The organism is Polaribacter sp. PL03, from assembly GCF_033875165.1.
Taxonomy (GTDB): domain Bacteria; phylum Bacteroidota; class Bacteroidia; order Flavobacteriales; family Flavobacteriaceae; genus Polaribacter.
This window is the reverse complement of record NZ_JAWZSV010000003.1, coordinates 492,080-515,830: the sequence shown is the minus strand read 5'-3', so window position 1 is coordinate 515,830 and position 23,751 is coordinate 492,080. Positions and strand designations below refer to the sequence as shown.

Below are 23,751 nucleotides of genomic sequence, written 5' to 3'. Positions count from 1 at the left end.
TGATATTGCAAAAAAACATCTTCTTTAGAAAGTTGTTTTGATCAATCAAAAAAGTATTCTAAAGAAGATATAAACAAATAAAATACACTTAATTACTATTTATGCTCATCATATTTTTCATCAAGCAGTTCCGTTAATGTTTTCATAAAAGCTACAATGGCGTTTTGTTCTTCTTTGGTTAGATTCAATTCATCAAAAGGTAATGTTTGGTGCTCTAAATCAAAACCTAATCCACCGCCACCGCCAAGGTTATAAAATTCCACTACCTGTTCTAAAGTATTGTAAACACCATTGTGCATATAAGGTGCTGTTAGTGCAACATTTCTAATAGAAGGTGTCTTAAACATCCCTTTATGCAGTTCTTCTTTATAGCTCCAATAAAACCCTAAATCGTCATCTAATTTTTTATTTTCTGCAGTTTCCGGAACTCCAATAACTTCTTTTTCTGTCTCCGTAAAAAAAGGAGGTACTGTACCATTGGTTAACGGCATAAAATGGCAAGTGGCACATAAAGCTTTTCCCATAAATAAATTGTATCCTAGTTTTTCTTCATTAGAAAAATTATTTTCTTCTCCCCTAATATTTTTATCAAATTTAGAATTGAAACCATTTAAAGTTGACACATAAGATGAAATTGCTTTTATAACATCTGTATTATTTGAAGATACTTTACCAAAAGCACCTTTAAAAAAAGCTGTATATGTAGAATCTTTTAAAATAGCATCAGAAAATTCATGAACATTGGAGTTAAACTCTTTATCGTTTGTAAATACAGCTGAAATTTGATCTATTAATGTATTCGATCTTCCATCTAAAAAGAAACTTTGTTGAAAAGCAGTATTTATAAGTGTTGGTGTATTTCGCTGTAAAGGATTCCCTTGATTATCTGAATTAAATGCGACATTATCTGCATAACCTTTGTCTTGTAAATGACAACTAACACAAGCCATTTTTCCATTTTCGGAAAGTTTAGGATCTGAAAATAATTTTCTCCCCAAAGCTATTTGTTTTTCAGTTGGATTTTGATTAATTCCTGGCGTAAAATAATTTAGATTAAAGCTATTATCTTCAAAAAATGTAGGCGCATCAAAATTAAAAGGCGTGGAATTTATGGGTTTCCAAAGTGCACTCGCTTTTCTTATTTTAACCCAATTTCTAGTAATCGAGTTCATGTAATCTCTAGTAAATGTAAAACGATCAAAGGTATCAAAATCTTCGTTTTTTTTAATGAACGCAATAGCGCTTTCTATATTACTCAGAAAAACTGCATCTAATTCCTTATTTTTTTGTTTTACAATACGCTGTATCGTTTGCTTATAAACGGTTTGCAAACTTTCTAAAGAAATAATGGTTTCTTTAATTCCTAAGTGGCTCACCGGTGTATCGAACCCTGAAATAGCTAAACTTACAATTCTTAAAAGTTGCTGATGTGTTGCTATAAAAAAACGTTGCGGATTTAATGGTCGTTTTAGAATCCCTTTTTTTAAGTTAGAAAGCAAGCCTTTTTGCACATACAATTCTTGTTTAAAATCTGCTTCTGACGTTTCATCATCAAAAATACTTTCTTCTATTTTTTGATAGCCTACGGGTTTTATTATTTTACCTGTATCTTCCTTATATATGGGTAAAGCAGGTCCGTTAGCTCTGTGACCAACTTCCGGATTTAAATAAGATGCATAAGGTTCTGCTTTTTTAAATGCAGCTCTAGATAAAGCAAAATACTTTTTTGCTTTATCGCCATGCATTCCCTCAAGCTCTAAACTATCTATATACAGCAAAGCAACATCTAAATTTTGAGCATAATACTCTTGTGCAGAAGACCAATTAACGATAGGAATCATTTCTTTTTTATCCTGATTACAGGATATTAAAAGAATACTAGTTAATAAAAAAAATAACGATTTAAAATATCTAAACATGTTGAAAGTTATAAAAATGAAAGAATCTTCATTATAAAAATGAAGATTCTTACTATTTAAAATATGGTTTGTATTATCTAGCTAATCCTTTTAATAATACTATTTGTCCACCTTGGTTATGTGGTAAACTGCTTGAAATAAAATCATCACTTTTCCAATAATGTGGTTGTAAGTTTAAAATAAAAGTATCTGGCACTCCTACTTTATCAGAAATATCTGTTAATGCACCAAATTCACCAGAAAAACCAGTTGAACCTGTTGGAGCTAAATTATTTTCAATTTTTAAAGCCAAAACAACTTTAGTATTGTTACCATTTAAATCACTTTGATAAATTTGAGCTGCATGATTTCTAGAAAAAGAGTTTGGATCTTCTTGCGTGTATATAAAGTTCTCTGTTACACAAATATTATCTGGACTCTGTAATTCTGATAGATTACCATCTTTATTATTAGTATCTGTATTACCACTAATAATTTGAGTTAACTTACCTTCTAATGGGTTGGTTGCATCTAATTCGATTTTGTAAACTGTACCCCAATCATTATAAGTTCCTCTTCCCGGACCTCTACCAGTTACAGCAAAAAATACGTCTCTTGCGTTGGTATCGCTTCCTTTTCTATAATCTACATCTTCTACACGCATAAACTGAGAAGCAAATACATTTGTACAAGCCGTTTCCATTTCGTTTTTAGTTAAACTAGCACCATCTACAATTTCAACAAACTCTATATCATACGATTTAGAAAAATCTAAACTTCCTTCATTATAAACAGTATTAGCAGCAACATCCATTGCTCCACCAGCACCATCAGACACTTGTTTAAATCTTAAAACATATATTTTTCCATTTTCTAAATCGGCATCACCGTTTTCAGAAACATACATAACAACCTGTCCTTCAGACCCACTAGAATCATCATCACCACCAACAATTACCGTTTTACCAGCATACGCTCCTTGTGGTAAAGGCACTGCATTTTCCCAAGAAAATTCACCTAAAGCATCTAAACCAAAATCTGCTGTAGGTGTAGGTGTTTCAATCCACGGGTCTATACCTTTTACATCATAAGCATAACTCTCTGAAGCCGATAAAAAGATATCTTTATCTCCACCGTGTATTGCCGCTTCCCACATAGTTCCAGAACATTGTCTTGCATAATCTGCAACACCACTGTTTAATAACCAATCTCCTTCTATAGGATTTAGGTCTTTGTCAAAACGAATTCTAGAAACTGCGTAATCGTCTTCTGCGTTTACAACATAAATATACTCATCTCCATCTTTTAAAAATCCTGCACCGTCTTGTGCACCAACTAAACGAAAACCATTAGAAAGTACATCTGTAGAACTTATTAAAGAGAAAGCTTCAACAGAACTAAAGTCTGGTTTTAATATTACTAAAGGTGCCAAAGAAGATTTGTTAGAAAACATTTTTAGAGAAGGTGTAAAATATTTACCATCTTCACCGTCCAATCCATTAACACCATCAACACCGTTAACACCATCTTCTGGGTTACAACTAGTAAAAACTGCACTTACAGAAGTTACTACAAAAAGAAATAAAAATAATTTAAAGTACTTGTTCATCTTTTAATTTATAAAGGTTAATTAATCGGTTACAAAAGTATTCTTAGAAGCCTTTGTAAATATTAACTAAGCATTACTGTTCCCTTAATCTTTAGTAACTTTAGTGTTAAAAAGGTTAATTAAATATTAACCAGAACCTAAAATTGTAGTTGTAATATTAAGTGAACATAAAGAAAACAGGAGTTCTAATCCTACCCTAACAAATACAAACCAAGATAATATGCTTAATTTCAGCAAACTGAAACATCATAAATAAGAAGACCTTAAAAAACTATATATATTTCTGAAAAAAATATAACAGCATAAAAATAGTTATCCTTACTTTACAAGAGTTTTACAATTCATCTTAAAAAAATTACAACTCGGTATTTGTTTTTATTTTTAGATTGAATAACGCTACATATTTGTATCATCAAACCAACCAAGATGAAACAAATATTTCTTTTACTTTTAACATTTTTTCAATTTTCTATAATTGCACAAAACACCATTTCTGGAAAAGTAACCGATGCTAAAAACAATCCTATTGATGGAGCAAATGTTTATTTAGACGGAACCTACGATGGAACCTCAACAAACAATAAAGGTGAATTCTCTTTTTCAACATCAGAAAAAGGAACTAAAACCTTAGTAATTTCTTTTATATCTTTTGAGCCTTTTATAAAAACTGCAGATGTATCATCACTTAAAAATTTAAAAATAAAATTAAGAGACGATGTAAACTCTTTAGATGCTGTAGTTATAAACGCAGGAACTTTTGAAGCTGGAGATAAAGCAAAAGTAACCGTTTTAAAACCTTTAGATATTGTTACTACAGCAAGTGCTTTGGGCGATGTTATGGGCGCTTTACAGACACTTCCCGGAACTTCTACCGTAGATGAAGACGGACGACTTTTTGTACGTGGTGGAGAGGCAGAAGAAACACAGATTTTTGTAGATGGAATTCGTGTTTTTACACCGTATACACCAAGTGCAAATAGCATTCCTAGTCGCGGGCGCTTTTCTCCTTTCTTATTTAAAGGAATTTCATTTTCAACTGGTGGTTATTCTGCAGAATACGGACAAGCATTGTCTGGTGTTTTACAGTTAAACACCATTGATGAACCTACAGAAGAAAAAACAGATTTGTCTTTTATGACTTTAGGTTTAGGCGTTGGAAATACGCAAATTTGGGGAAACAACTCATTTAGTATAAATACATCTTACATTAATCTGGCGCCTTATGAAGAAGCTTTTCCTGATCGAAATACATGGAAAAAACCGGTACAGTCTTTAAGTGGAGAAATGGTGTATAGACATAAATTTAAAAATGAATCTTTGTTAAAATTATACGGTGCATTTAGTTATACAGACTTCGATGTTATACAAGATAATATTAATTTTGTGGATGGATTTCGTTTCGGACTAAAAAATAGAAACCTCTACTTTAATACTTCTTACAAGAATAAATTTGGCGATAATTGGAGAATAGAAACGGGGCTTAGTTTTACAAACGACTATTCTAACCTTAAAATTATTGACGATTTAGTAACAGACAATGAAAACTCAATGCATTTTAAAGTGAAGCTTAAAAAACAGTTTTCTAACCGATTTAAAGTAAGTTTTGGTTCAGAATATTTTATGACTGATTTTAATGAAGGTTACACCGCTAATAATAGCAATGAAATAGAATATGGATTTCAAAATAACATCTTTGCTTCGTTTGTAGAAACAGATATTTTCTTCTCTAAAAACTTGGCAACAAAAATAGGAGTTCGTGCAGAACATTCTGAGTTATTAAATGAATCAACAATTTCACCTAGAGCCTCTATTGCGTATAAAGTGAATAAAAATGCACAATTTTCTTTGGCTTATGGTCAGTTTTATCAGAATCCTAAAAACGAATATTTAAAATTCAATCAAGATTTTAAAGCAGAAAACACCTCACATTTAATTGCCAATTATCAACATACAAAACAAGGACAAATATTTAGAATTGAAGCTTATTTAAAAGAGTACAAAGACTTGGTGAAATTTGATAATAACCAACCAATATTTACAAGTAATTTTAACAATAACGGAAATGGGTATGCCAAAGGTTTCGATATTTTCTGGAGACAAGATGGTAAAATAAAAAACACAGATTATTGGGTTTCTTACTCGTATTTAGACACCGAAAGAGATTATAGAAATTATCCAACTACTGCAAGACCCAATTTTGCTTCTAAACATAATTTATCTTTGGTGGCTAAACATTGGATAGCAGATTGGAAAAGTCAAATTGGTTTTAGCTATAACTTTGCTTCTGGTAGAAATTATAAAAATCCTAACGAAGCCGGATTCTTAAATAATCAAACAAAAAACTACAATTCTTTAAGCTTAAATTGGGCGTATTTAATAGATCAACAAAAGATTTTATATTTCTCTGTAAACAACGTTTTAGCAACTCAGAATGTATTTGGTTACAACTATAAAAACACCGCTGAACCGAATGGAAATTTTACTAGACAAGCAATAATACCAAATGCAGATCGCTTCTTTTTTGTAGGTTTCTTCTGGACAATTAGCGATAATAAAAAAACAAATCAGTTAGATAACTTGTAAACGAAAGGTTTTTTAAAAAGAAACTCTAAAAAAGAAATTCGGAGTAAAACCTTGAGATTTTGTATCATTTTTCACTACGACATCGTTAAAACCTTTAGTTCTTTTACTTTCATATTCTCTTTTTAATATGTTTTCTTGATTGTAAATATTTAATAGTGATAAACCAACTTTGGCCTTTACTTTTTTATTCAACCTAAAATCATACGTACTAGAAAAATCTAATCTGTGGTAATTTGGTAATCTATCATCATTAATTCCGTTTCTAATAATTGCCAAATTATCATTTAACCCGCCAGTAGAAGAAAACGGAACACCAACCCTGTAACTAAAGCCTGTAGAGAAAGTAAAACTTTTATATTTAAAATTATTCGACCAGTAAAAAGACTGAGAAACATCAAAATTACCACTAAAATCTTTTCCTCCATTAAGATCACTAAAAGTAAAATTAGAACTACCGGTATTGTAACTTATCCAAGTATCAAAATTATGCCACGTTTTTTTTATCAACAAATCTAAACCAATCGTTACAGCTTCACCTGTATAAATTTCTTGAATAAAACTATCAAAACCCGTTGTTAAAGTTGTTAATCCTTTTATTTTTCTTCGATATAAATCTACATCAACTGTAAAATTATTTGCAGAATACAAAGCACCAAAAGTAAACTGATTACTTTCTAGCAAAGGGATTTCTTTATTGTTAGACAAAGCCCAAAGTTGATTTTCTAAACCAAAATCTATGGTATCAAATTCTAATAATTTACTAGTATTTTGTTGTTTAACTTCAAAAGAACTATTCATCCAAAATTTAGGTAAAACTTTTATTTGCATAAAAATTCTAGGTTCTATCGAAAATCTATCAATAGAACTAAAATAATTACCACGAACTCCAATTTTTAACACATACTTTTTCTTAAAGTTATATGAATACTCACTAAACAAGGTATGAATATTGTTGCTATTGTTATCTAGCGTTAATTTAGTTCCAGAAAATTGGTTGCTATTTTCTCTTTCTAAAAAATAAGAAATATCCTGATATCCGTACTGATATCCATATTTCATTTGTTGAAACTCACCTATTGTTTGTAAAAAATCTAGTTTCACTTCAAAATTAGCAACATCATTTCTCTTTACTATTTTAGCATACTCCACATCATTAGAAGTCTTTAAATTGTTGTAATTCAAATTATATTTAGAATAACTAACATTTAAATTTTGCGAAAACTTTTCTGTCCATTTTCTTTTCCAATTAGTACTGTAACCAAGGTTTTTCAATTTTAAATTATCAGACCTTTTTTCTTCTAAATCTAAGTTTAGAAAATTATAATCGAAGTTATTTAAAATTCCGATCTGACTTATAGAAAGGAAATCATTTTCTGTTGGTTTGTAATTTATTTTAAAATTATAGTCTACAAATTTAAAATCATTATCGCTAATAACATTAAAGTCTTTGGCATCTTTAGCGTCTTCTGTAACCGAAGAATGCTGAAAAGCTTTGTTAGACAATTTATCTATTGTAGGTGTTCTCACAATATCTGCAATAGACCTTCTTACAGAAACAATTGCACTTACCTTTTCATTAAACGGTACTTTAAGATTTGCATCTACATGCGTAAAATTAAAGCCAGCAGAACCAGACATTTTTGTTGCAATGTCTGATGATGTTTCTACATCTACAACACCTGCAATATGATTTCCGTATTTACTGTTTGAGGCTGTTCTGTACACCGTTACTTTATCGATTATATATGGATTTAATGCAGAAATTGCCCCGAAAAAATGACCGGTATTAAACAATTTAATTCCATCGAAAAGTATTAAATTTTGATCTGGTGTTCCGCCACGAACATGCAAACCAGAAGCTGTTTCATCTACATTTAAAACCCCAGGTAATTGTTGTACACTTTGTAAAACATCTGGTTCTGTAAGTCCTGGAAGTACATTTTGATTTTTAGGCCTAAATACAATAGCGCCATCAATTGTTTTAGAAATTGAATTTGTTAAATAGTTTGTAATAATAATTTCCTCTAAAAAAGTAGCTTCTTCTTGCATTGGTATGAATAAGCAATTTTTAAAAAGAAAATTATTAACACGAACATCTATCGTTTTAAAACCAATAAATGAAACCTCTAAAACAGCAGAGGTTTGTATGTTTTTAAAACTAAAATTCCCCTCGTTATCTGAAAGTACACCAATATTTGTCCCTTTTATTTTTATAGAGGCTCCTTTTAATTTCTCTGCAATATTATTTGTATTTTGTAATTTTCCACAAATAGTAATCTCTTTTGGTGGTAAAACAATTAGAAATCTATTCTCACTTATTTCCTTAATATCTAAATGAATCGTTTTTTTTAATTCTACTATTATTTCTGCTATCTTTTTATCATCAAAATTAAATACAACACTTTTCCCTTTTATTAGATGATTTGCATAGGCAAACTTTATATGAAACTTTGTTTCAATGGTTGTTAATACTTTTTTTAGGGAAGTCTCTTTTAGTTTATCCTCTTGAGAAAAAATATTTAAGGATAAAACTAAAAAGAAAAGTAAGATTCGTTTTTGCAAAATTTCTATTTTAAAGTAACAATTTTTTTATTATAAGAAACGGTATAACTTATATTCATAGGTAATAAAACAGCCTCTAAAGCTTGTTCTAAGTTCGTATGCACAAAGCTACCTGTATAAAGCTCGTCTTTTTTTAATTCTAAATTTATCATTTTAATATGGTATTGTTTCTCTATCGATTTTAAAACAACCAACAAAGGCGCACTCACAAAAGAACTTTCTTGTTTTAACCAATCTGGATTTACTTTCTTAGTTGCCATTTTTAAAGGAACTGCGTCTTTATATTGTGAAAACGTTTTTCCTTTAGTCAGTATAACTACAACATCCTTTCTTTCAACTTTTACTTTTCCTTCAAAACAAGTAACTGTTAAGAAACCTTCTTCCTCAAACACAGTAAATTGAGTTCCTAAAACACTAATAGTTCCTTCTGTAGTCTTTACCTGAAATTTGCTTCCTTTTGCTACTTTAAAATATGCTTCTCCCTCTAACTCTAGTGTTCTATCTTGTTTCCAATTTTTCTTATTATAAGATAAACTAGATTTTGCATTTAAGATAACCGTAGAATTATCTGGTAAAACAATGGTTCTTCTTTCTCCGAAACCAGTATTTACTTCTGTATTAAAGTTCAAAAAATAAAAAGTACTTACTAGCAATAGTAAAGTTGCAGCAATACTCATTGTATTTTTTAACCTAAAAACCTTGCTTTTTTTATCTGCCTTCAAAGAAATTACCTTTTTGTTTTCTGAGATTTCATTTACTATTTTCGAGAATACTTCTTCTTTATTAAATTTTGGTCTTTTAAATAAAGTAGCTTCTTCTGTAATTCTAACAAATAAATTATAATCTTCAGATTTTTCAAACTCTTTAAGTTCTTCTTTGGTCATTTCTCCAGAAACCCATTTAGCCAATAATGTTTCAGACTTTTCTATAGCTTCCATATTAAATTCCTTTTATATAAGTTCTTATTTCTTTTAAAGCTGCACTCATTCTTTTTTCTACTGTTTTTACAGAAATTTCTAATTCTGCAGCAATTTCTTTGTACTTCTTTTTATCAATTCTATTCATTAAAAAAACTTCTCTTTGTTTTTCTGATAAATTACCAATAACCGTTTGTAATTTTTTTAGAAACTCTTGTTCTTCTAATACATACTCTGGTGTTTCTGAAGTTACAGCATTTGGTCTTATTTTCTGATGCTCTAAAACCACTTTTTGATGTCTATAATCACTTATAAATAAATTATTAGCCACCATAAATAAATAGGCTTTTGCTTTTTCGAAAATTACTTTCTTACAATTAGACCACATTTTAACAAAAGATTCTTGTACAAAATCTTCTGCCAAACTTTTATTTCCACATTTATAAAACATAAACCCGTAAACATCATCTGCATATTTGTTATAGAGTGTTTCAAAAACTTTCGAATCACAAACAGACATCAATTCTTTCATATAATATATTCTTATTTATAAAACGTTTAAAGTTGATAAAACCCTACAAAAAATAAAAAAGGAGGGTTTTTTAAAAGTAAAACGTTTAATACTAAAGTCAACAAAAGTAGTAACAATTACAATTCTAAAATTATTTATTATCATGAAAAAACTCACCCTATTATTATTCTCTGTATTCTTAACCTTTTCTTGTACAAGTTCAGATGAAGAAGTAGAAACTCTTGCTGCTCCAGTAATTGCTATTAATGCTGTGAATACTGTTTTCCTACCAAAGAATAATATCGAAATAAATGCTACAATTTCAGTACCTGAAAATCAGACACAAACTATTCTATGGAAAAAAACCGCTGGTGGTTCTGCAGATTTTGAAAGCGATAAAAAAGACATTACGATTACAAACTTAGAAAAAGGGAATTATAGCTTCACTTTAACTGTAAGTAATAATAACAACCAATCATCCGAAGAATCTATTTCTTTTAGCGTAAGTGACGGTAAAGTACTTTACAATTTAGATTTTGAAAACTCTAACGAAGGCTTTAAAACAAGCATTTTTGGAAACTACACTTCTGGCAAAGAATTAAGAAACGTTACCGAAGAAACAAACCACTGTGGTACCGTTTACATGGGAAAAAAAGAAGATTTTACAGATTGGCTTACCTATTCTTATGAGGGTAACAATTCTAACTTTGTAGCAACCAATATGGGCACTTGTCTTGGTTATTTTACTTCTGCTATAGAAAAAGAAATCACATTTACAGAAGATTTTTCTAATGGTAAATTAGGTATTCAATTTCAGTATTATAAGCCTGGAGACTTCTCTAAATGGGGAAATTATAATTTAGAGGTAAGTATCTACAAGAATGATTTAAACGACACATCAAAACCAATTATAACTTTTTCCCCTACAACAAACCCAAAAGGTTGGAGTCTCTTTAATGAAAATCTAAGTTTAGAAAAAGGCTCTTATAGATTAGTAATTATAAACACAAACGCACAAACCGCAATAGATAACATAATACTTTATAAAAACAACTAAAATGAAAAAAACCTCAATTAAATTCGACCTAAAAAGAATAAGTAAATTAATATTAAAAGAGTTTAAAGAAATAGGAAAAGCAGCTTCTTTTGCTATCAATCATTAACTTTTAATAAAAAATCTAAAAAGGTGATAATTAATAATTATCACCTTTTTTTCGTTATTTGTAAAATAAATAAAGTTTTTCTAACAACTCAGAAACTAAAAACAACAATTCGGTATGTTTATTGTTTAATAATTCGAAGAAACGTTAGATATTTGAATCATCAATAAAACTACAATCATGAAAAAGGTACTTTTAGTAGCAATATTTATTTTCTGCGGTGTTTACAACACAAACGCGCAAGAAGAAATTTTTAACTTAACGGTTAATATTTCTGGTTTAAATTCTGATAAAGGAACTCTAATGATTGGTCTTTATAATAAAGAAGATAGTTTCTTAAAAAAGCAGTTTAAAGCTGATATTGTAAAAATTAATAATAAAAAATCTGAGGTAATATTTAAAAATTTACCAAAAGGAGAATACGCCGTTTCATTTGTACATGATGAAAATGATAATAAAAAAATGGATACTAACTTCTTAGGAATTCCTAAAGAAGATTACGGTTGTTCTAACAATGCAAGAGGTTTTATGGGACCTCCAAAATACAAGGATGCTAAATTTCAATTAACAGCAAACAAAACAATTGAAATTAAAATATAACAACTAACCTAAAACTTTTTAACATGAAAAAATTAATTTTAATCATCGCAATTTTCATTGCGACAGGGATTTCTGCGCAAACAAAATACCAAAAAGGAATGCAAAAAGCATTCGAATTATGGGAAAAAGGAAACACTACAGCCGCTTCTCAATTATTCGAAAGAATTTCTAAAGCAGCACCAACAAAATGGATGCCAGCTTATTATGCTGCAACGGTAGAGATTCTAAGTAGCTTCGGTTTAAAAGATGAAACTGTTTTAAAAGCAAAATTAACAAAGGCTAAAGAATTTTTAGATATTGCTAAATCAAATTCAGAAAACAACCCAGAAATTATAATTACACAAGCACTTTTAAACTTAGGGTATATTGCTTTCGACGGACAAAAATACGGAATGACTTTATCTGGAGAAACGAGTAAACTTTACACAAAAGCTTTACAAATTGCGCCAAACAACCCAAGAGTAATTTTAGGAAATGCAGAATGGAATATGGGTGCTGCTCGTTTTTTTGGTAAATCTACAAAGCCTTATTGTGCAGAAATTAAACGTGCCATAGAAATTGGTAAAGAAGAAAAAATTGAAACAGAATTTTACCCAAAGTTTATGCTAAAAAGAGCCAAAAATCTTTTAAAACAATGTGAAGAATAGTTAACAGTAACTAATTATCATTTTTAAACGCTGCTAAATTTAAAATAATTAAGCGCAACTAATAAACAGAAATCTCATAAACTAAACTTATGAGATTTCTAGTATCGTTAAGATAACAATTATTATCCTAAAATTTTAGTTATCAATTCTTGCTTAGCAACCTCATCATCGCCAAACAACCACTGCAAGACATTATCTTCCCAAATTTGTCCTTTTTCTGTTTCCGTAATAATTTTCTCATCAATTGCTAAATCTAAAATTTTACCAGGATAAGAAGATTGTTTATCACTTTCCATTTCTCCTAAAGGATACGGATCATCTAAACCCATTAAAACCTGACTTACACCTTGCCTTTTAAACATTAATTTTAAAGAATCTGTATCATGAACCAAAGTATCAAAAAAGATATTTTTATGACCAACCGCTTTTCTAGGATGCGTTTTCCCTTCAAACAAATCTGGTCTTCCATCAAAACCTTGTATCCTTCTTCCTAAGTTCATTTGTGCCAATTGACCTCCATGAGCAAAACATGTTCTAATATTTTTAAAACGCTCTTGCATTCCGTTTAACGTATAAAAATGATACGCATCTCCGCATTGTGCCAACATCCAAATTAAATGAAAACGCCAATTGGTATTTTCTAATTTTATCATTTTATCTCCGTCATACGGGTGAATTTCAATAGCTAATTTATATTTATCTGCTAACTCAAAAATTCGATCATTTTCTTCATCAAAAACACAACGCCATTGCCCAATAGAATCCATAAAATGCGTTGGCAAACACAAAACTTTTAAACCTAATTCTTCTACGCAGCGTTTCATTTCATCTAAAGCACCATAAATAAAACCAGGATGTACCACAAAACCACACGTAAATTTAGACGGATGTTCTCTTTGTACTTTTGCATTAAAATCATTCTGAAAACGCAACGCTTTCTTCATTTCTTCTAAACGCAAACCATTACCATATAATTGAGAAAGGTTTAAAACCACTGCATGGTCTAACTTATTTTTCTCCATCCACAATAATTTCTCATCTAAGAAAAAACTAGAATCTGTTACCGGACGTTTCCACCCTTTTTGTAACATGTGTTTACGTTCATCATCTACCCAAAAAATTTCTTTGTCCTTCATAAACTGAGGAATTTCTTCTGGGTAAGGCAATAAATGTGAATGTCCGTTTATACGTAATTTGCGTTTCATATTTTTATTAAAAGATTTAAAACTAAAAGATTAAAGCAACAATTATAATTTAAATACAGCACTAATAATTAGTGCTATTAAGTAGTAACTTTTTTAGGAGCTTCCATCACAGTTCCACAATTGTCGCACGTACATTTCTCTAAATCAGAATAAAATTTATCGAAAATTATTGGCATATCTGTTTCAATATTTTCCAACTTAAATTTCTTTTTGTACAGTAAATTTTCACAATTTTCACAATACCATTGCAAAGCATCCTTCATTTTCTTTCTACGCGGATATTCAATCACTAAACCAACCGTATTTTCTTTTCTTTGTGGCGAATGTGGCACTTTTGCTGGCAACAAATAAATATCACCTTCATTAATTTCCACATCAATCATTTTGCCTTTATCATCAATAATCTTCAAAATCATGTCTCCTTCTAACTGATAGAAAAATTCTGGAGTTTCATTATAATGATAATCTTTTCTGTTATTTGGCCCACCAACAACCATTACAATATATTCACCATTATCCCAAACCTGCTTGTTCCCAACTGGCGGTTTCAATAAATGACGATGTTCATCAATCCACTTTTTAAAATTTAAAGGCTGTACTAAATTGCTCATATTATTTAGATATTTAGACGTTTATAAACAAAAATCTAGACATTATAAAGTTAGTCTAAAATGTCTTCGTTTTAAAAATCTTGATTCTTAATTCTTATAAATATTTGTGCGTTCCCTAAAGGTCGGGCTTTTCACTATATCTTTTTACAAAAAAGTAAAAAGGATGCCGTTTCAATCCCTAACGCAAAATCTGTTACATCTATAAACTTTTCGTTCTTCCACCATCTACAGGAAGATTAACACCATTTATATAACTTGCTTGTTCACTTGCTAAAAAAGTAATTGCAGCAGCTGTTTCTTCTGGTTTTGCAAAACGTTTTGCGGGTACATAACTCTTCATAATTGCAACCATTTCAGCTTCTGTTGTATTTTCTTTTTTCGCTTTTATTTTAACAATTTCATCTAAACGAGAAGTATCTGTAAAACCAGGCAACACGTTATTTACCGTAATTTTAAACGAACCTAACTCAGACGCTAATGTTTTTGCCCAATTACCAACAGCATTTCTTATGGTATTAGAAACACCTAAACCAGGAATTGGTTCTTTTACAGACGTAGAAATTACATTAATAATTCTTCCAAATTTTTCTTTTTTCATAAACGGAACAACTGCTTGTACCAAAATCTGATTGCAAACAATATGCATTTGAAATGCATTTATTAAATCTACAGAGGTAGCAGATAATAATTCTCCTCCTTTTGGCCCACCCGTATTATTTACTAAAATATGAAACTTTAAATCTGTAGTTTCTAAAACCTTTTTCAAATCTTCTGGTTTAGAAAAATCTGCCACCAAATAATTATGATTCTGTTTGTTATTAGGCAACACAGCTAAAACAGCTTTTAACTTTTCTTCATTTCTAGCTATTAAGGTAACATTTACACCTTCGTTTGCTAATGCAATTGCAGAGGCTTTTCCTATTCCTTGTGTACTTCCACAAACAATTGCATTCTTGTTTTGTATATTTAAGTTCATTTCTTACTTATTTAGTATCAATAATCATTTGTTTAATCTTTATTGCTTTTACAAAATGATCTAACTCATGTGTTTCTATCCACCATTTCGCAACTTCCATTAACAACTTTGGGTTGTCATTTTTATTTTTAAAAAATGCATAAAAAGACAAACCAACATTTTCTCCTTTTTTAGCAATTTTAGCATCACAAACTTCTATAATTTTTGTTCTAATTTCTTTATTCATATTGTATGCATATATTCTTAGGTTCGGTAAAGAAACGCAATGCTTCAAAACCACCTTCTCGTCCTATTCCACTAGCTTTTTGCCCACCAAAAGGAGTTCTTAAATCACGTAACATCCAAGTATTTACCCAAACAATTCCTGTATGTAATTGTTTAGAAAACTGCATGGTTCTCTTTAAATTATTCGTCCATAAAGTAGAAGACAATCCATATTTTACATCATTGGCTAATTGCAACGCTTCTTCATCTATTTTAAAAGGCATAATCGTTACAACAGGTCCAAAAATCTCTTCCTGATTTAATCTACATTTATTACTCTTTACTTCTATTATTGTTGGTTGTAAATAATACCCATTTTCACAATCTATTATAGTTACTTTATTTCCTCCAAAAAGAACTTTACCTCCTTCATCTTCTGCAATATCAATATAGCTTTTTACTTTTTCTAAATGTTCTTTAGAAACCAAAGCTCCAATATGTATGTTTTCTTCAGACGGATTTCCTATTTTTAATTCAGATACTTTTTTAATAAAATCTTTCTTAAATTTCTCATAGATCTTTTCTTCCACTAGAATTCGACTTCCACATAAACAAATCTGACCTTGATTTGCAAAAGAAGAACGAACTGTTGTTGCTAACATTTTTTCATAATCACAATCTGCAAAAATAATATTAGGGTTCTTCCCACCTAACTCTAATGATAATTTCTTAAACATTGGTGCTGCAACACTAGCAATATGAGCACCTGTTTTTGTACCTCCAGTAAATGAAATTGCTTTTATATTTGGGTGTTCTACAATTGCTTGCCCAGTAGTTGTACCTAACCCATGAACAATATTTAAAACACCTTTTGGTAAGCCTGCTTCATTACAAATTTCTGCTAATAAAAAAGCTGTCATTGGTGTAATTTCACTTGGTTTTGCTACCACACAATTTCCAGACGCAATTGCTGGTGCAATTTTCCACGTAAATAAATACAAAGGTAAATTCCATGGAGAGATACAAGCTACAACTCCAATAGGCTGTCTTAATGTAAAATTAACCGCGTTTAGACCAATACTTTCATGTGCTTCCGATGAAAACTGAGTAATTGCATTTGCATAAAACTGAAAATTTGCTGCAGCTCTAGGAATATCTATAGTTTTTGCTAAACTAATTGGTTTTCCGTTATCTTTAGATTCTGCTGCTGCTAAAAGCGGTAATTTTTCTTTTATTAATTCTGCAATTTTAGATAAGATTTTACTTCTTGTTGCTAATGTAGTATTAGACCAACTAGCAAAGGCATTTTCTGCAGCTTCATAAGCTTTTTCTACATCTTCTTTGGTTGAGTTTGGTATTTGCCCATACACTTCTCCTATTGCTGGATTGTAGTTATCAATCCACCCATTAGCAATGGGAGGCAAGAATTCTCCGTTGATGTAGTTTTGTATTTTCATTTAACGCTTTTTAAAAGCCGTTACTTTAATCTCAACCACCAAATCTGGATGTGGTAATTGATGCACAGCAACGGTTGTTCTTGTTGGCCCTGTTTCTTTATCAAAAAATGTTGCATAAGCTTTATTATAGCCTGCAAAATCATTCATATTTACTAAAAATGTAGAAACATCTACCACATCTTTTATACTTGCACCAACAGTTTGTAAATTTTTATCTATATTTTTTAAAACTTCTCTTGTTTGCGTTTCTGCATTTAGATACTTAGTTCCCATTTCATCAATAATATCTACTCCTGCTATAGTATTATCTGCTCTTCTAGAACTTGTTCCTGAAACAAAAATAAAATCGCCCACAACTTTTACATGTGGATATGCACCTCTTGGTGTTACTTTTTTTTCTGACATCTATTTTATTTAAAATTAATTTTAAAATTTATCTATGTGATACATTTCAAACATCTTTTTTTCTACTATTTTTTTGGGCATACTTTTTAACACAAAATTCCGAAACCTTTTTCCGTATTTCCAATGTGCCATTTTACCTGTGCTCCAAGATTGATTAACAACTGTATTTACTTTCTTTTTTCTACTTTCTTGAAATAACTTAAATACATTTTTACCTGTATTTTCTTTAATTAAATTACTTAAATAATAAGCATCTTCTATTGCCTGCGCTCCTCCTTGTCCCATATTTGGTGTTGTAGCATGAGCAGCATCACCTATTAAACAGATATTTCCTTTATACCAATAAGTTAAAGGTTTTAAATCGTTAATATCATTTTTTAAAATTTGCTCTATTGGTGTTTCAGAAATTAACTTTAATATTAATGGATCAAAGTCAGAAAATAAATTCAGTAATTTTTCTTTTACTAAACTCGTATCTTCTGTACTATTTTCTTCGGCTAAAACCACAGCAAACCAATAAACCTTATCTTTTGCTACTTCAGAAATGCCAAATCGAATTTGATTTCCCCATAACTCAAAGCCTCTGTGAGCGTATTTCTTATCTAACTTTAAATCTACAACTCCACGCCAGCAAGTTTGCCCAGAATATCTTCTGCTACTATCTGAAAAAAGTTGATTTCTAACTTTAGAATTAATACCATCTGCACCTATTAAAAAATCTGTTTCTGTTATAGAATTATCGTGAAAGCTTATCTCTATTTTTCCTGAATTTAATTCTTTAAAAGATTGAAAACCTTTGTCTAAAAATATTTTCTCTTTCGGAATTTTATTAAATAATATTTTTTGAAGCGCAGCCCTATGAATAGAAACTGTAGTAAAACCGTATTTCTCTTTAAATATATCTTGATAAATATCTGACAAGGGAGATAAATCTGGTTTTCCTATTGTAATTCTATCTATTGCATTACCGCTTTCTTTTACCTCTTCTAAAACAGCTAAACTATCTAAAACTTGCAATGCATTTGGTGCTAACCAAATTCCTGCTCCAACTTCATTTAATTGTGGTGCTTTTTCAAAAATTTGATACGGAATTCCTTTTTTCTCAAAAGCTAGTGCTGTTGAAAGACCTCCTATTCCTGCGCCAATAATTGTATAAATCATATTATTTAGATAATTCTAATAACTGTAATGCTGTATTATAATTTCTAATTGTTGCTCTCACGTTTAGCTTTCTTTCAAATAAATTATTAGAAAGTTTTGTTTTAGCAAAACCAGTTTCACAATAAATATAAATCATATCATTATCGATTAGATATTGATCGTTATCAATATTATTTATATCAATTTTTGTTTCATATACTTTTTTACTTAAGAAAACAAATGCAGCTATTTTAGTGTTTTCTGTAGGAAAAGGATAGCTAGCAATTGCTTTTTTAAATTGCGGAATTGTTCTTGCAATTACAGGAATATCATAACTAAATTTAGTTTGAATTCCGTCTTTAATTTTATTACAAATCACAGATTTACCTTCATCAGATTCTAAAATAATGTTACCACTCTGAATATAAGTTTGTACGTTTTTAAAACCTAAATCGTTTAATAAAGTACGTAGTTCTGCCATTGGAAGTTTATTTTTTCCAGACACATTTATTCCTCTTAATAAAACTATATATTTTTTCATTTACTTTATAAACATGCTATTTATTTCTTCTAATTAATAGCTTTTATGTATTTGTTTAGCCCTGATTGCAGCATTTGTTTGAGCTCTTTTTTATTCTTTTTCTGAATAAAAAAAGCGAGTGCGAAAAGCAGGAATAGCTTCTAAAAAAATTACATTCCTGCAATTTTATCTTCTTCTAAAATAGTATTTGTTTCTATTATAACTTTCTCTAGAATAACTTTTAATTCTTCTTTTGTCATGTCTAAATGTGTATGAATTGTATCATCTGAAATTAGATTTAATAGGGCTTTATCTTGCGCTCTACCTCTTTTCATGGCTTCATTATAACCTATGTTTTCATTAAATGTTACTAAAGAATATTTAGAAGAATATTGTGTTGGAAATGTTTTCTCCAAATCCATTTCTATTTTTCTTTTTTCTTTAAAAAGCGGATTTGCAACATGGTCTTTCATCTCATGAAAATTATCTATCGCTAAGTCTGCAATAGCGTCTGTGTCTTGTTTTCTAGTTTTTTGATAGGTTTTAAAAATTGTTTTCCAATCACCCAAATCTTGATTTAAAATTTCATCTAACACAAAAACATCTTCAAAAGAGGCGTTCATTCCTTGTCCGTAAAACGGCACAATTGCGTGACTTGAATCGCCTATTAAAAGTGTTTTGTCCTCATAACTCCAAGGCGAACATTTTATAGTTCCTAAAGGACCAGTTGGGTTGTTTATAAACTCTTGTTTAATATTAGGTATTAGTGCCAAAGCATCTGGAAATTCTTTTTCGAAAAACTGGGTAATTTTTTCTTCGGATGTTAAGTTTTCAAAGTTAAATTCACCTTCGTCATAACTTAAGAATAAGGTTACGGTAAAACTTCCATCCATATTTGGTAATGCAATTAGCATAAAATCTCCACGAGGCCAAATGTGTAAATGTGCTTTACTTATTTGGTGATTTCCTAATTTGTCTGCAGGAATTTCTAATTCTTTGTAGCCATGATTTAGATAATTTTGAGAGTAACTAAATAAAAATTTACGTTCTGATAGATAACTTTTTCTTAAAGATGAACCTGCACCATCTGCGCCAAAAATAACTGCTGCTTCTACAGAAAATTCTTCTTTAGTTTTGTAATCTTTAAAATGTGCAATGTTGTTTTCTATATCTACATTTTTACATTTTTTATTAAAATGAATTTGTACATTTTCATGTTTCTCTGCTTCATCTAGTAAAATTGCATTTAAATCTCCTCTAGAAATAGAGTTTATGTATTCATTTTCTCTTCCAGAATAATTAGAGGAAAAGGTATTTCCTTCTCTGTCGTGCATTAGCCTACCATACATTGGTATACATATTTCTCTGGCTTTTTCTTCCATTCCGCATAAACGTAATGCTTTTAAGCCTCTGTCTGATAATGCTAAATTTATAGATCTTCCTGCAGAAATATCTACTGTTCTTAAATCTGGTCTGCTTTCAAAAACCGCTACTTTAAAACCTCTTTGTGCTAGTCTTAATGCTAATAAACTTCCGCATAAACCTGCACCAATAATTAATATTTTATCTTTTTTATTCATTATTTTGTTTTAAAATTCTTTAGAATATTCATTCTATTTAAATAAATAATTATTGTACAAAAAATCAATGTTAATAAATGATTCATATTTGACACTGAACATTCATCAATATAAATAGAACCAGAATACTCATGAAAATGCCAAGGAAAAATATTATCAAAAATTGGTAAATTAATATTGAAAATTGAATTTAAAATTCCTGGTGACAAATCAATAATATCAGGAAAAATACATCCTAATAAAACTACAAGTATTAACAATTTAGAGTGCATTTTTACAGCATAAATTAAAAACAGCATCATAAACAAACCTAAAATTACATCAACTTTAGAATTTAATGGATAACAGTGTGGTATATAATCTAAAATACCGTGTGATATAACTCCAAGAACGAAACTAAAAAAATATACTGGTAAACTAGTTTGATTTTCTATTGTCTCTCTTTTGGAAACAACTGAGAAAATAGTGACACCTGTTACAATGTGAAATATTACATTCATATTATAGTAATCCCTTTAATATTGACACCATTCTAAAAACATCTTCAAAAGAATTATACATTGATGTTGGTGCACAACGTATAACATCTGGCTCTCTCCAATCTGTAATAATATTATTTTCTGTTAATTTTTTATGCAAACTTTTATCTGCATTTTTAACTTGTATAGATAATTGACAACCTCTTTCTTTTGGACTTGAAGGCGTTATTATTTTAATATCATCAGAATTAATTTCATTTATTAAAAACTCGAAATAACCTGTTAATTTTTCTGATTTTTCTCTTAATGCGTCCATACCAACTTCATCAAATAAATCTAAAGATGCTTTTATAGCTGCCATAGATAATATTGGCGGATTCGATAATTGCCAACCTTCTGCACCTTCCATAACATCGAAAGGTTGTCTCATATTAAAACGTGTAGCTTTATTATGATTCCACCAACCGGCAAAACGTGGTAAATCTTTATTTTTAGCATGTTTTTCGTGTACAAATAAACCTGCTAAACTTCCAGGACCAGAATTTAAATATTTATAAGTACACCAAGCTGCAAAATCTACACCAGAATTGTGTAAATCTGGAGAGATATTTCCTGCTCCATGTGCTAAATCTATTCCTACAATACAATCTTTTGAATGCCCAATTTCTGCAATTCTTTTTAAATCTAAAAACTGACCCGTATAATAGTTTACACCACCAATTAATAGCAACGCTATTTCATCTCCTTGTTCTTCAACTATAGTTTCTAAATCTGCTATATTTAATAATTCTTCTCCTTTTCTTGGTTTCCATTCGATAACATCTTCTTTTGAGAAACCATGAAATTCTAACTGAGATTGTACAGCATATCTATCTGATGGAAAAGCATCTGATTCTATAACAATTTTATATTTTAATTTAGTTGGCCTGTAAAAGGAAACCATTAACAAATGAAGGTTGGTTGTAAGTGTATTCATTACAACTACCTCAACTGGTTTTGCGCCAACTACTTTTGCCATTTTATCTGTTAATAATTCATGGTAATTTAACCACGGATTTTTTGCTTCGAAATGCCCTTCGACACCTAAATTTGCCCAATCTTCTAACTCTTGATTGATATATTCTTTGGTAGATTTTGGCTGTAAACCGAGTGAATTTCCTGTAAAATAAAGCCAGTTATTACCGTTTTTATCTTTAGGAATATGAAATCGATTTCGTAATGAAGAAAGTGTATCTTCTTTATCTTGCTGCTTCGCAAATGCTAAATTATTCTGATATTTCATCAACTAAAAAAATGAGTGTCTTCAAATATAAAACAATCTAAATTTAGAATTAAATTTATCTTAATAAATTACTACCTTTATTTTTTATCAATATTGAAAATCTAAAGAATGAAGTTCCAAAATTTTATATACTCACTTGCTCTTTTAGTGTTTGCTTCTTGTAGCAATAACTCTCTTTTAGTTACCGGTTTAGAAGGCGTAAGTAAAAGTATAAAAACACAATATGCACCAGATAAAAGAGTTGCAATTTTTGATATAAATTTTGATAATTCTGATGGTAAAATTATTGCATCGGGTATGACAGACTCTAAAGAAGCATATTCTAAATTATTAGATAGTTTAAAATCTTTAGACGTTTCTATTATAAACAATATTAGAATTTTACCAGATACCGTTGTTGGTAATAAAATGTTTGCTGTTGCCAGAAATTCTGTAATTAATATTCGTTCTGCACCAAAACATTCTGCAGAATTAGGTACACAAGGTTTGTTAGGAATGTCTTTAAAAATATTAGATAAAGAAGGCGATTTCTATAGAATTCAAACTCCAGATAATTATATTTCTTGGGTTGATAAAGGTGGTATTCATAAAATGAATGAAGGTGAATTTGATACTTGGAATGCTTCTAAAAAAGTGATTTTTACAGAAGCTTTTGGTTATGTTTATGCTTCTAAAAATAAAAATGCAGCTATTATTTCTGATATTACTTTAGGTGGACTTTTAAAATACTTATCTGAAGATGCTAATTTTTATGAAGTAAAATACCCCGATAATAGAACCGGTTTTATTAAAAAAAACGAAACAGTTGTCTATGAAAACTGGTTAAAAGAGCTACAACCTTCTAAAGAAAATATAGAAACGGTAGCTAAAAGATTAGAGGGCTTTCCTTATTTGTGGGGCGGAACTTCTTCTAAAGGAATAGATTGTAGTGGCTTTACCAAAATGGTGTATCTAATGAACGGTTTTATTATTCCTAGAGATGCTTCTCAGCAAATAAATGCTGGTAAAATTGTAGATGCAGATTTAACTTTTAATGGTTTAGAAAAAGGAGATTTATTATTCTTTGGTACAAAAGCTACAAAAACGAAGAAGCAACGTGTTGTGCATGTTGGTATTTGGTTAGGGAATAATAAAATGGAATTTATTCATGCTTCTGGCAACGTTCATATGAGTTCTATGGATACTGTACAACCAAACTATGATGAGTTTAATAAAAACAGATATTTAGGTAGTAAGCGTTATTTAAACGTAAAGGATAAGGATATAATAGACTTAAAGGAAAAAATAAAAATGTAATTATTTAAACTAATTACTAAATAACTAATAAGAACTTTAGATAATAAATAATTCTAGCCCTGATTGAACGGTCTGTTTGAGCTCTTTTTTATGTCTTTTTAGGCTAAAA

At 29.8% G+C, this 23,751-nt stretch carries 21 protein-coding genes; 5 read left to right on the top strand and 16 right to left on the bottom strand.

Translation table 11 applies throughout. The annotated features are described in order from the left end of the window. Positions 1–95: 95 nt before the first annotated feature. Both SHK09_RS08310 and SHK09_RS08305 read right to left on the bottom strand, forming a co-directional pair. Entirely contained in the window at positions 96–1,841 is a 1,746-nt protein-coding gene (locus tag SHK09_RS08310; protein WP_319810300.1) for a cytochrome-c peroxidase, read from the bottom strand. Positions 1,842–1,992: 151 nt separating this feature from the next. Then, on the bottom strand, positions 1,993–3,507 hold the full coding sequence (locus SHK09_RS08305) for a hypothetical protein (RefSeq protein WP_319810299.1): 1,515 nt from the start codon (positions 3,505–3,507) through the stop codon (positions 1,993–1,995). Positions 3,508–3,933: 426 nt separating this feature from the next. Between SHK09_RS08305 and SHK09_RS08300 the strand changes: the two genes are divergently transcribed. Beyond that, positions 3,934–6,090: a TonB-dependent receptor gene (locus tag SHK09_RS08300; protein ID WP_319810298.1), complete on the top strand. Its 2,157-nt coding sequence runs from the start codon at positions 3,934–3,936 to the stop codon at positions 6,088–6,090. 12 nt (positions 6,091–6,102) lie between these two features. Here SHK09_RS08300 and SHK09_RS08295 read toward each other — a convergent pair whose 3' ends face one another. Genes SHK09_RS08295 through SHK09_RS08285 form a run of 3 tightly spaced genes read right to left on the bottom strand, consistent with a single transcriptional unit; the run spans position 6,103 to position 10,101 of the window. Continuing rightward, positions 6,103–8,652, bottom strand: a complete 2,550-nt coding sequence (locus tag SHK09_RS08295; protein WP_319810297.1) for a carboxypeptidase-like regulatory domain-containing protein — start codon at positions 8,650–8,652, stop codon at positions 6,103–6,105. A 5-nt stretch (positions 8,653–8,657) separates the two neighbouring features. Beyond that, positions 8,658–9,590, bottom strand: coding sequence for a FecR family protein (locus tag SHK09_RS08290; protein ID WP_319810296.1), 933 nt, complete (start codon positions 9,588–9,590; stop codon positions 8,658–8,660). A 1-nt stretch (position 9,591) separates the two neighbouring features. Then, positions 9,592–10,101, bottom strand: coding sequence for an RNA polymerase sigma factor (locus tag SHK09_RS08285; RefSeq protein WP_319810295.1), 510 nt, complete (start codon positions 10,099–10,101; stop codon positions 9,592–9,594). A gap of 142 nt (positions 10,102–10,243) precedes the next feature. On the opposite strand from SHK09_RS08285, the gene SHK09_RS08280 reads away from it, so the two are divergent. The 3 genes from SHK09_RS08280 (at position 10,244) to SHK09_RS08270 (ending at position 12,487) form a co-directional block, all read left to right on the top strand. Then, positions 10,244–11,137 carry a PKD domain-containing protein gene (locus SHK09_RS08280; protein ID WP_319810294.1) on the top strand — a complete coding sequence of 298 codons (894 nt, stop codon included), beginning with the start codon at positions 10,244–10,246 and terminating at the stop codon, positions 11,135–11,137. Between the two features lie 283 nt (positions 11,138–11,420). After that, positions 11,421–11,840: a DUF2141 domain-containing protein gene (locus tag SHK09_RS08275; RefSeq protein WP_319810293.1), complete on the top strand. Its 420-nt coding sequence runs from the start codon at positions 11,421–11,423 to the stop codon at positions 11,838–11,840. A 23-nt stretch (positions 11,841–11,863) separates the two neighbouring features. Continuing rightward, positions 11,864–12,487 carry a hypothetical protein gene (locus SHK09_RS08270; RefSeq protein WP_319810292.1) on the top strand — a complete coding sequence of 208 codons (624 nt, stop codon included), beginning with the start codon at positions 11,864–11,866 and terminating at the stop codon, positions 12,485–12,487. Positions 12,488–12,609: 122 nt separating this feature from the next. On the opposite strand, the gene SHK09_RS08265 is transcribed toward SHK09_RS08270, so the two are convergent. From SHK09_RS08265 to kynU, 11 genes are all read right to left on the bottom strand, one after another. Continuing rightward, the gene (locus tag SHK09_RS08265) at positions 12,610–13,692 is read right to left on the bottom strand and encodes an amidohydrolase family protein (RefSeq protein ID WP_319810291.1); all 1,083 of its coding nucleotides are present in this window, start codon (positions 13,690–13,692) and stop codon (positions 12,610–12,612) included. Between the two features lie 77 nt (positions 13,693–13,769). Beyond that, entirely contained in the window at positions 13,770–14,303 is a 534-nt protein-coding gene (locus SHK09_RS08260; RefSeq protein ID WP_319810290.1) for a 3-hydroxyanthranilate 3,4-dioxygenase, read from the bottom strand. Between the two features lie 199 nt (positions 14,304–14,502). After that, positions 14,503–15,279, bottom strand: a complete 777-nt coding sequence (locus SHK09_RS08255) for an SDR family oxidoreductase (RefSeq protein WP_319810289.1) — start codon at positions 15,277–15,279, stop codon at positions 14,503–14,505. A gap of 7 nt (positions 15,280–15,286) precedes the next feature. Further along, a complete protein-coding gene (locus SHK09_RS08250) occupies positions 15,287–15,505 on the bottom strand; it encodes a DUF6500 family protein (RefSeq protein WP_319810288.1) in 219 nt (72 codons plus the stop codon). Further along, a complete protein-coding gene (locus SHK09_RS08245) occupies positions 15,498–16,940 on the bottom strand; it encodes an aldehyde dehydrogenase (protein ID WP_319810287.1) in 1,443 nt (480 codons plus the stop codon). The genes SHK09_RS08250 and SHK09_RS08245 overlap by 8 nt, the downstream gene beginning before the upstream one ends. Next, positions 16,941–17,345 carry a RidA family protein gene (locus SHK09_RS08240; RefSeq protein ID WP_319810286.1) on the bottom strand — a complete coding sequence of 135 codons (405 nt, stop codon included), beginning with the start codon at positions 17,343–17,345 and terminating at the stop codon, positions 16,941–16,943. 21 nt (positions 17,346–17,366) lie between these two features. Further along, positions 17,367–18,506, bottom strand: coding sequence for an FAD-dependent monooxygenase (locus tag SHK09_RS08235; protein ID WP_319810285.1), 1,140 nt, complete (start codon positions 18,504–18,506; stop codon positions 17,367–17,369). 1 nt (position 18,507) lies between these two features. Continuing rightward, a complete protein-coding gene (locus SHK09_RS08230; protein WP_319810284.1) occupies positions 18,508–19,026 on the bottom strand; it encodes a DUF1697 domain-containing protein in 519 nt (172 codons plus the stop codon). 149 nt (positions 19,027–19,175) lie between these two features. Further along, the gene (locus SHK09_RS08225) at positions 19,176–20,585 is read right to left on the bottom strand and encodes an NAD(P)/FAD-dependent oxidoreductase (RefSeq protein ID WP_319810283.1); all 1,410 of its coding nucleotides are present in this window, start codon (positions 20,583–20,585) and stop codon (positions 19,176–19,178) included. Then, positions 20,585–21,085 (bottom strand): hypothetical protein, encoded by a 501-nt coding sequence (locus tag SHK09_RS08220; RefSeq protein ID WP_319810282.1) that lies wholly within the window; start codon positions 21,083–21,085, stop codon positions 20,585–20,587. The genes SHK09_RS08225 and SHK09_RS08220 overlap by 1 nt, the downstream gene beginning before the upstream one ends. A gap of 1 nt (position 21,086) precedes the next feature. After that, positions 21,087–22,346, bottom strand: coding sequence for a kynureninase (kynU, locus tag SHK09_RS08215; RefSeq protein WP_319810281.1), 1,260 nt, complete (start codon positions 22,344–22,346; stop codon positions 21,087–21,089). 108 nt (positions 22,347–22,454) lie between these two features. Between kynU and SHK09_RS08210 the strand changes: the two genes are divergently transcribed. Further along, a complete protein-coding gene (locus tag SHK09_RS08210) occupies positions 22,455–23,642 on the top strand; it encodes an SH3 domain-containing C40 family peptidase (RefSeq protein ID WP_319810280.1) in 1,188 nt (395 codons plus the stop codon). The last annotated feature ends 109 nt before the right edge of the window (positions 23,643–23,751 follow it).

Coding starts and splice junctions, on each gene's coding strand:
- SHK09_RS08240 (WP_319810286.1), bottom strand. CDS start 17,345: ATGTCAGAAAAAAAAGTAACACCAAGAGGTGCATATCCACATGTAAAA.
- SHK09_RS08305 (WP_319810299.1), bottom strand. CDS start 3,507: ATGAACAAGTACTTTAAATTATTTTTATTTCTTTTTGTAGTAACTTCT.
- SHK09_RS08265 (WP_319810291.1), bottom strand. CDS start 13,692: ATGAAACGCAAATTACGTATAAACGGACATTCACATTTATTGCCTTAC.
- SHK09_RS08310 (WP_319810300.1), bottom strand. CDS start 1,841: ATGATTCCTATCGTTAATTGGTCTTCTGCACAAGAGTATTATGCTCAA.
- SHK09_RS08255 (WP_319810289.1), bottom strand. CDS start 15,279: ATGAACTTAAATATACAAAACAAGAATGCAATTGTTTGTGGAAGTACA.
- SHK09_RS08280 (WP_319810294.1), top strand. CDS start 10,244: ATGAAAAAACTCACCCTATTATTATTCTCTGTATTCTTAACCTTTTCT.
- SHK09_RS08220 (WP_319810282.1), bottom strand. CDS start 21,085: ATGAATGTAATATTTCACATTGTAACAGGTGTCACTATTTTCTCAGTT.
- kynU (WP_319810281.1), bottom strand. CDS start 22,346: ATGAAATATCAGAATAATTTAGCATTTGCGAAGCAGCAAGATAAAGAA.
- SHK09_RS08260 (WP_319810290.1), bottom strand. CDS start 14,303: ATGAGCAATTTAGTACAGCCTTTAAATTTTAAAAAGTGGATTGATGAA.
- SHK09_RS08285 (WP_319810295.1), bottom strand. CDS start 10,101: ATGAAAGAATTGATGTCTGTTTGTGATTCGAAAGTTTTTGAAACACTC.
- SHK09_RS08245 (WP_319810287.1), bottom strand. CDS start 16,940: ATGAAAATACAAAACTACATCAACGGAGAATTCTTGCCTCCCATTGCT.
- SHK09_RS08210 (WP_319810280.1), top strand. CDS start 22,455: ATGAAGTTCCAAAATTTTATATACTCACTTGCTCTTTTAGTGTTTGCT.
- SHK09_RS08225 (WP_319810283.1), bottom strand. CDS start 20,585: ATGAATAAAAAAGATAAAATATTAATTATTGGTGCAGGTTTATGCGGA.
- SHK09_RS08235 (WP_319810285.1), bottom strand. CDS start 18,506: ATGATTTATACAATTATTGGCGCAGGAATAGGAGGTCTTTCAACAGCA.
- SHK09_RS08250 (WP_319810288.1), bottom strand. CDS start 15,505: ATGAATAAAGAAATTAGAACAAAAATTATAGAAGTTTGTGATGCTAAA.
- SHK09_RS08230 (WP_319810284.1), bottom strand. CDS start 19,026: ATGAAAAAATATATAGTTTTATTAAGAGGAATAAATGTGTCTGGAAAA.
- SHK09_RS08270 (WP_319810292.1), top strand. CDS start 11,864: ATGAAAAAATTAATTTTAATCATCGCAATTTTCATTGCGACAGGGATT.
- SHK09_RS08275 (WP_319810293.1), top strand. CDS start 11,421: ATGAAAAAGGTACTTTTAGTAGCAATATTTATTTTCTGCGGTGTTTAC.
- SHK09_RS08290 (WP_319810296.1), bottom strand. CDS start 9,590: ATGGAAGCTATAGAAAAGTCTGAAACATTATTGGCTAAATGGGTTTCT.
- SHK09_RS08300 (WP_319810298.1), top strand. CDS start 3,934: ATGAAACAAATATTTCTTTTACTTTTAACATTTTTTCAATTTTCTATA.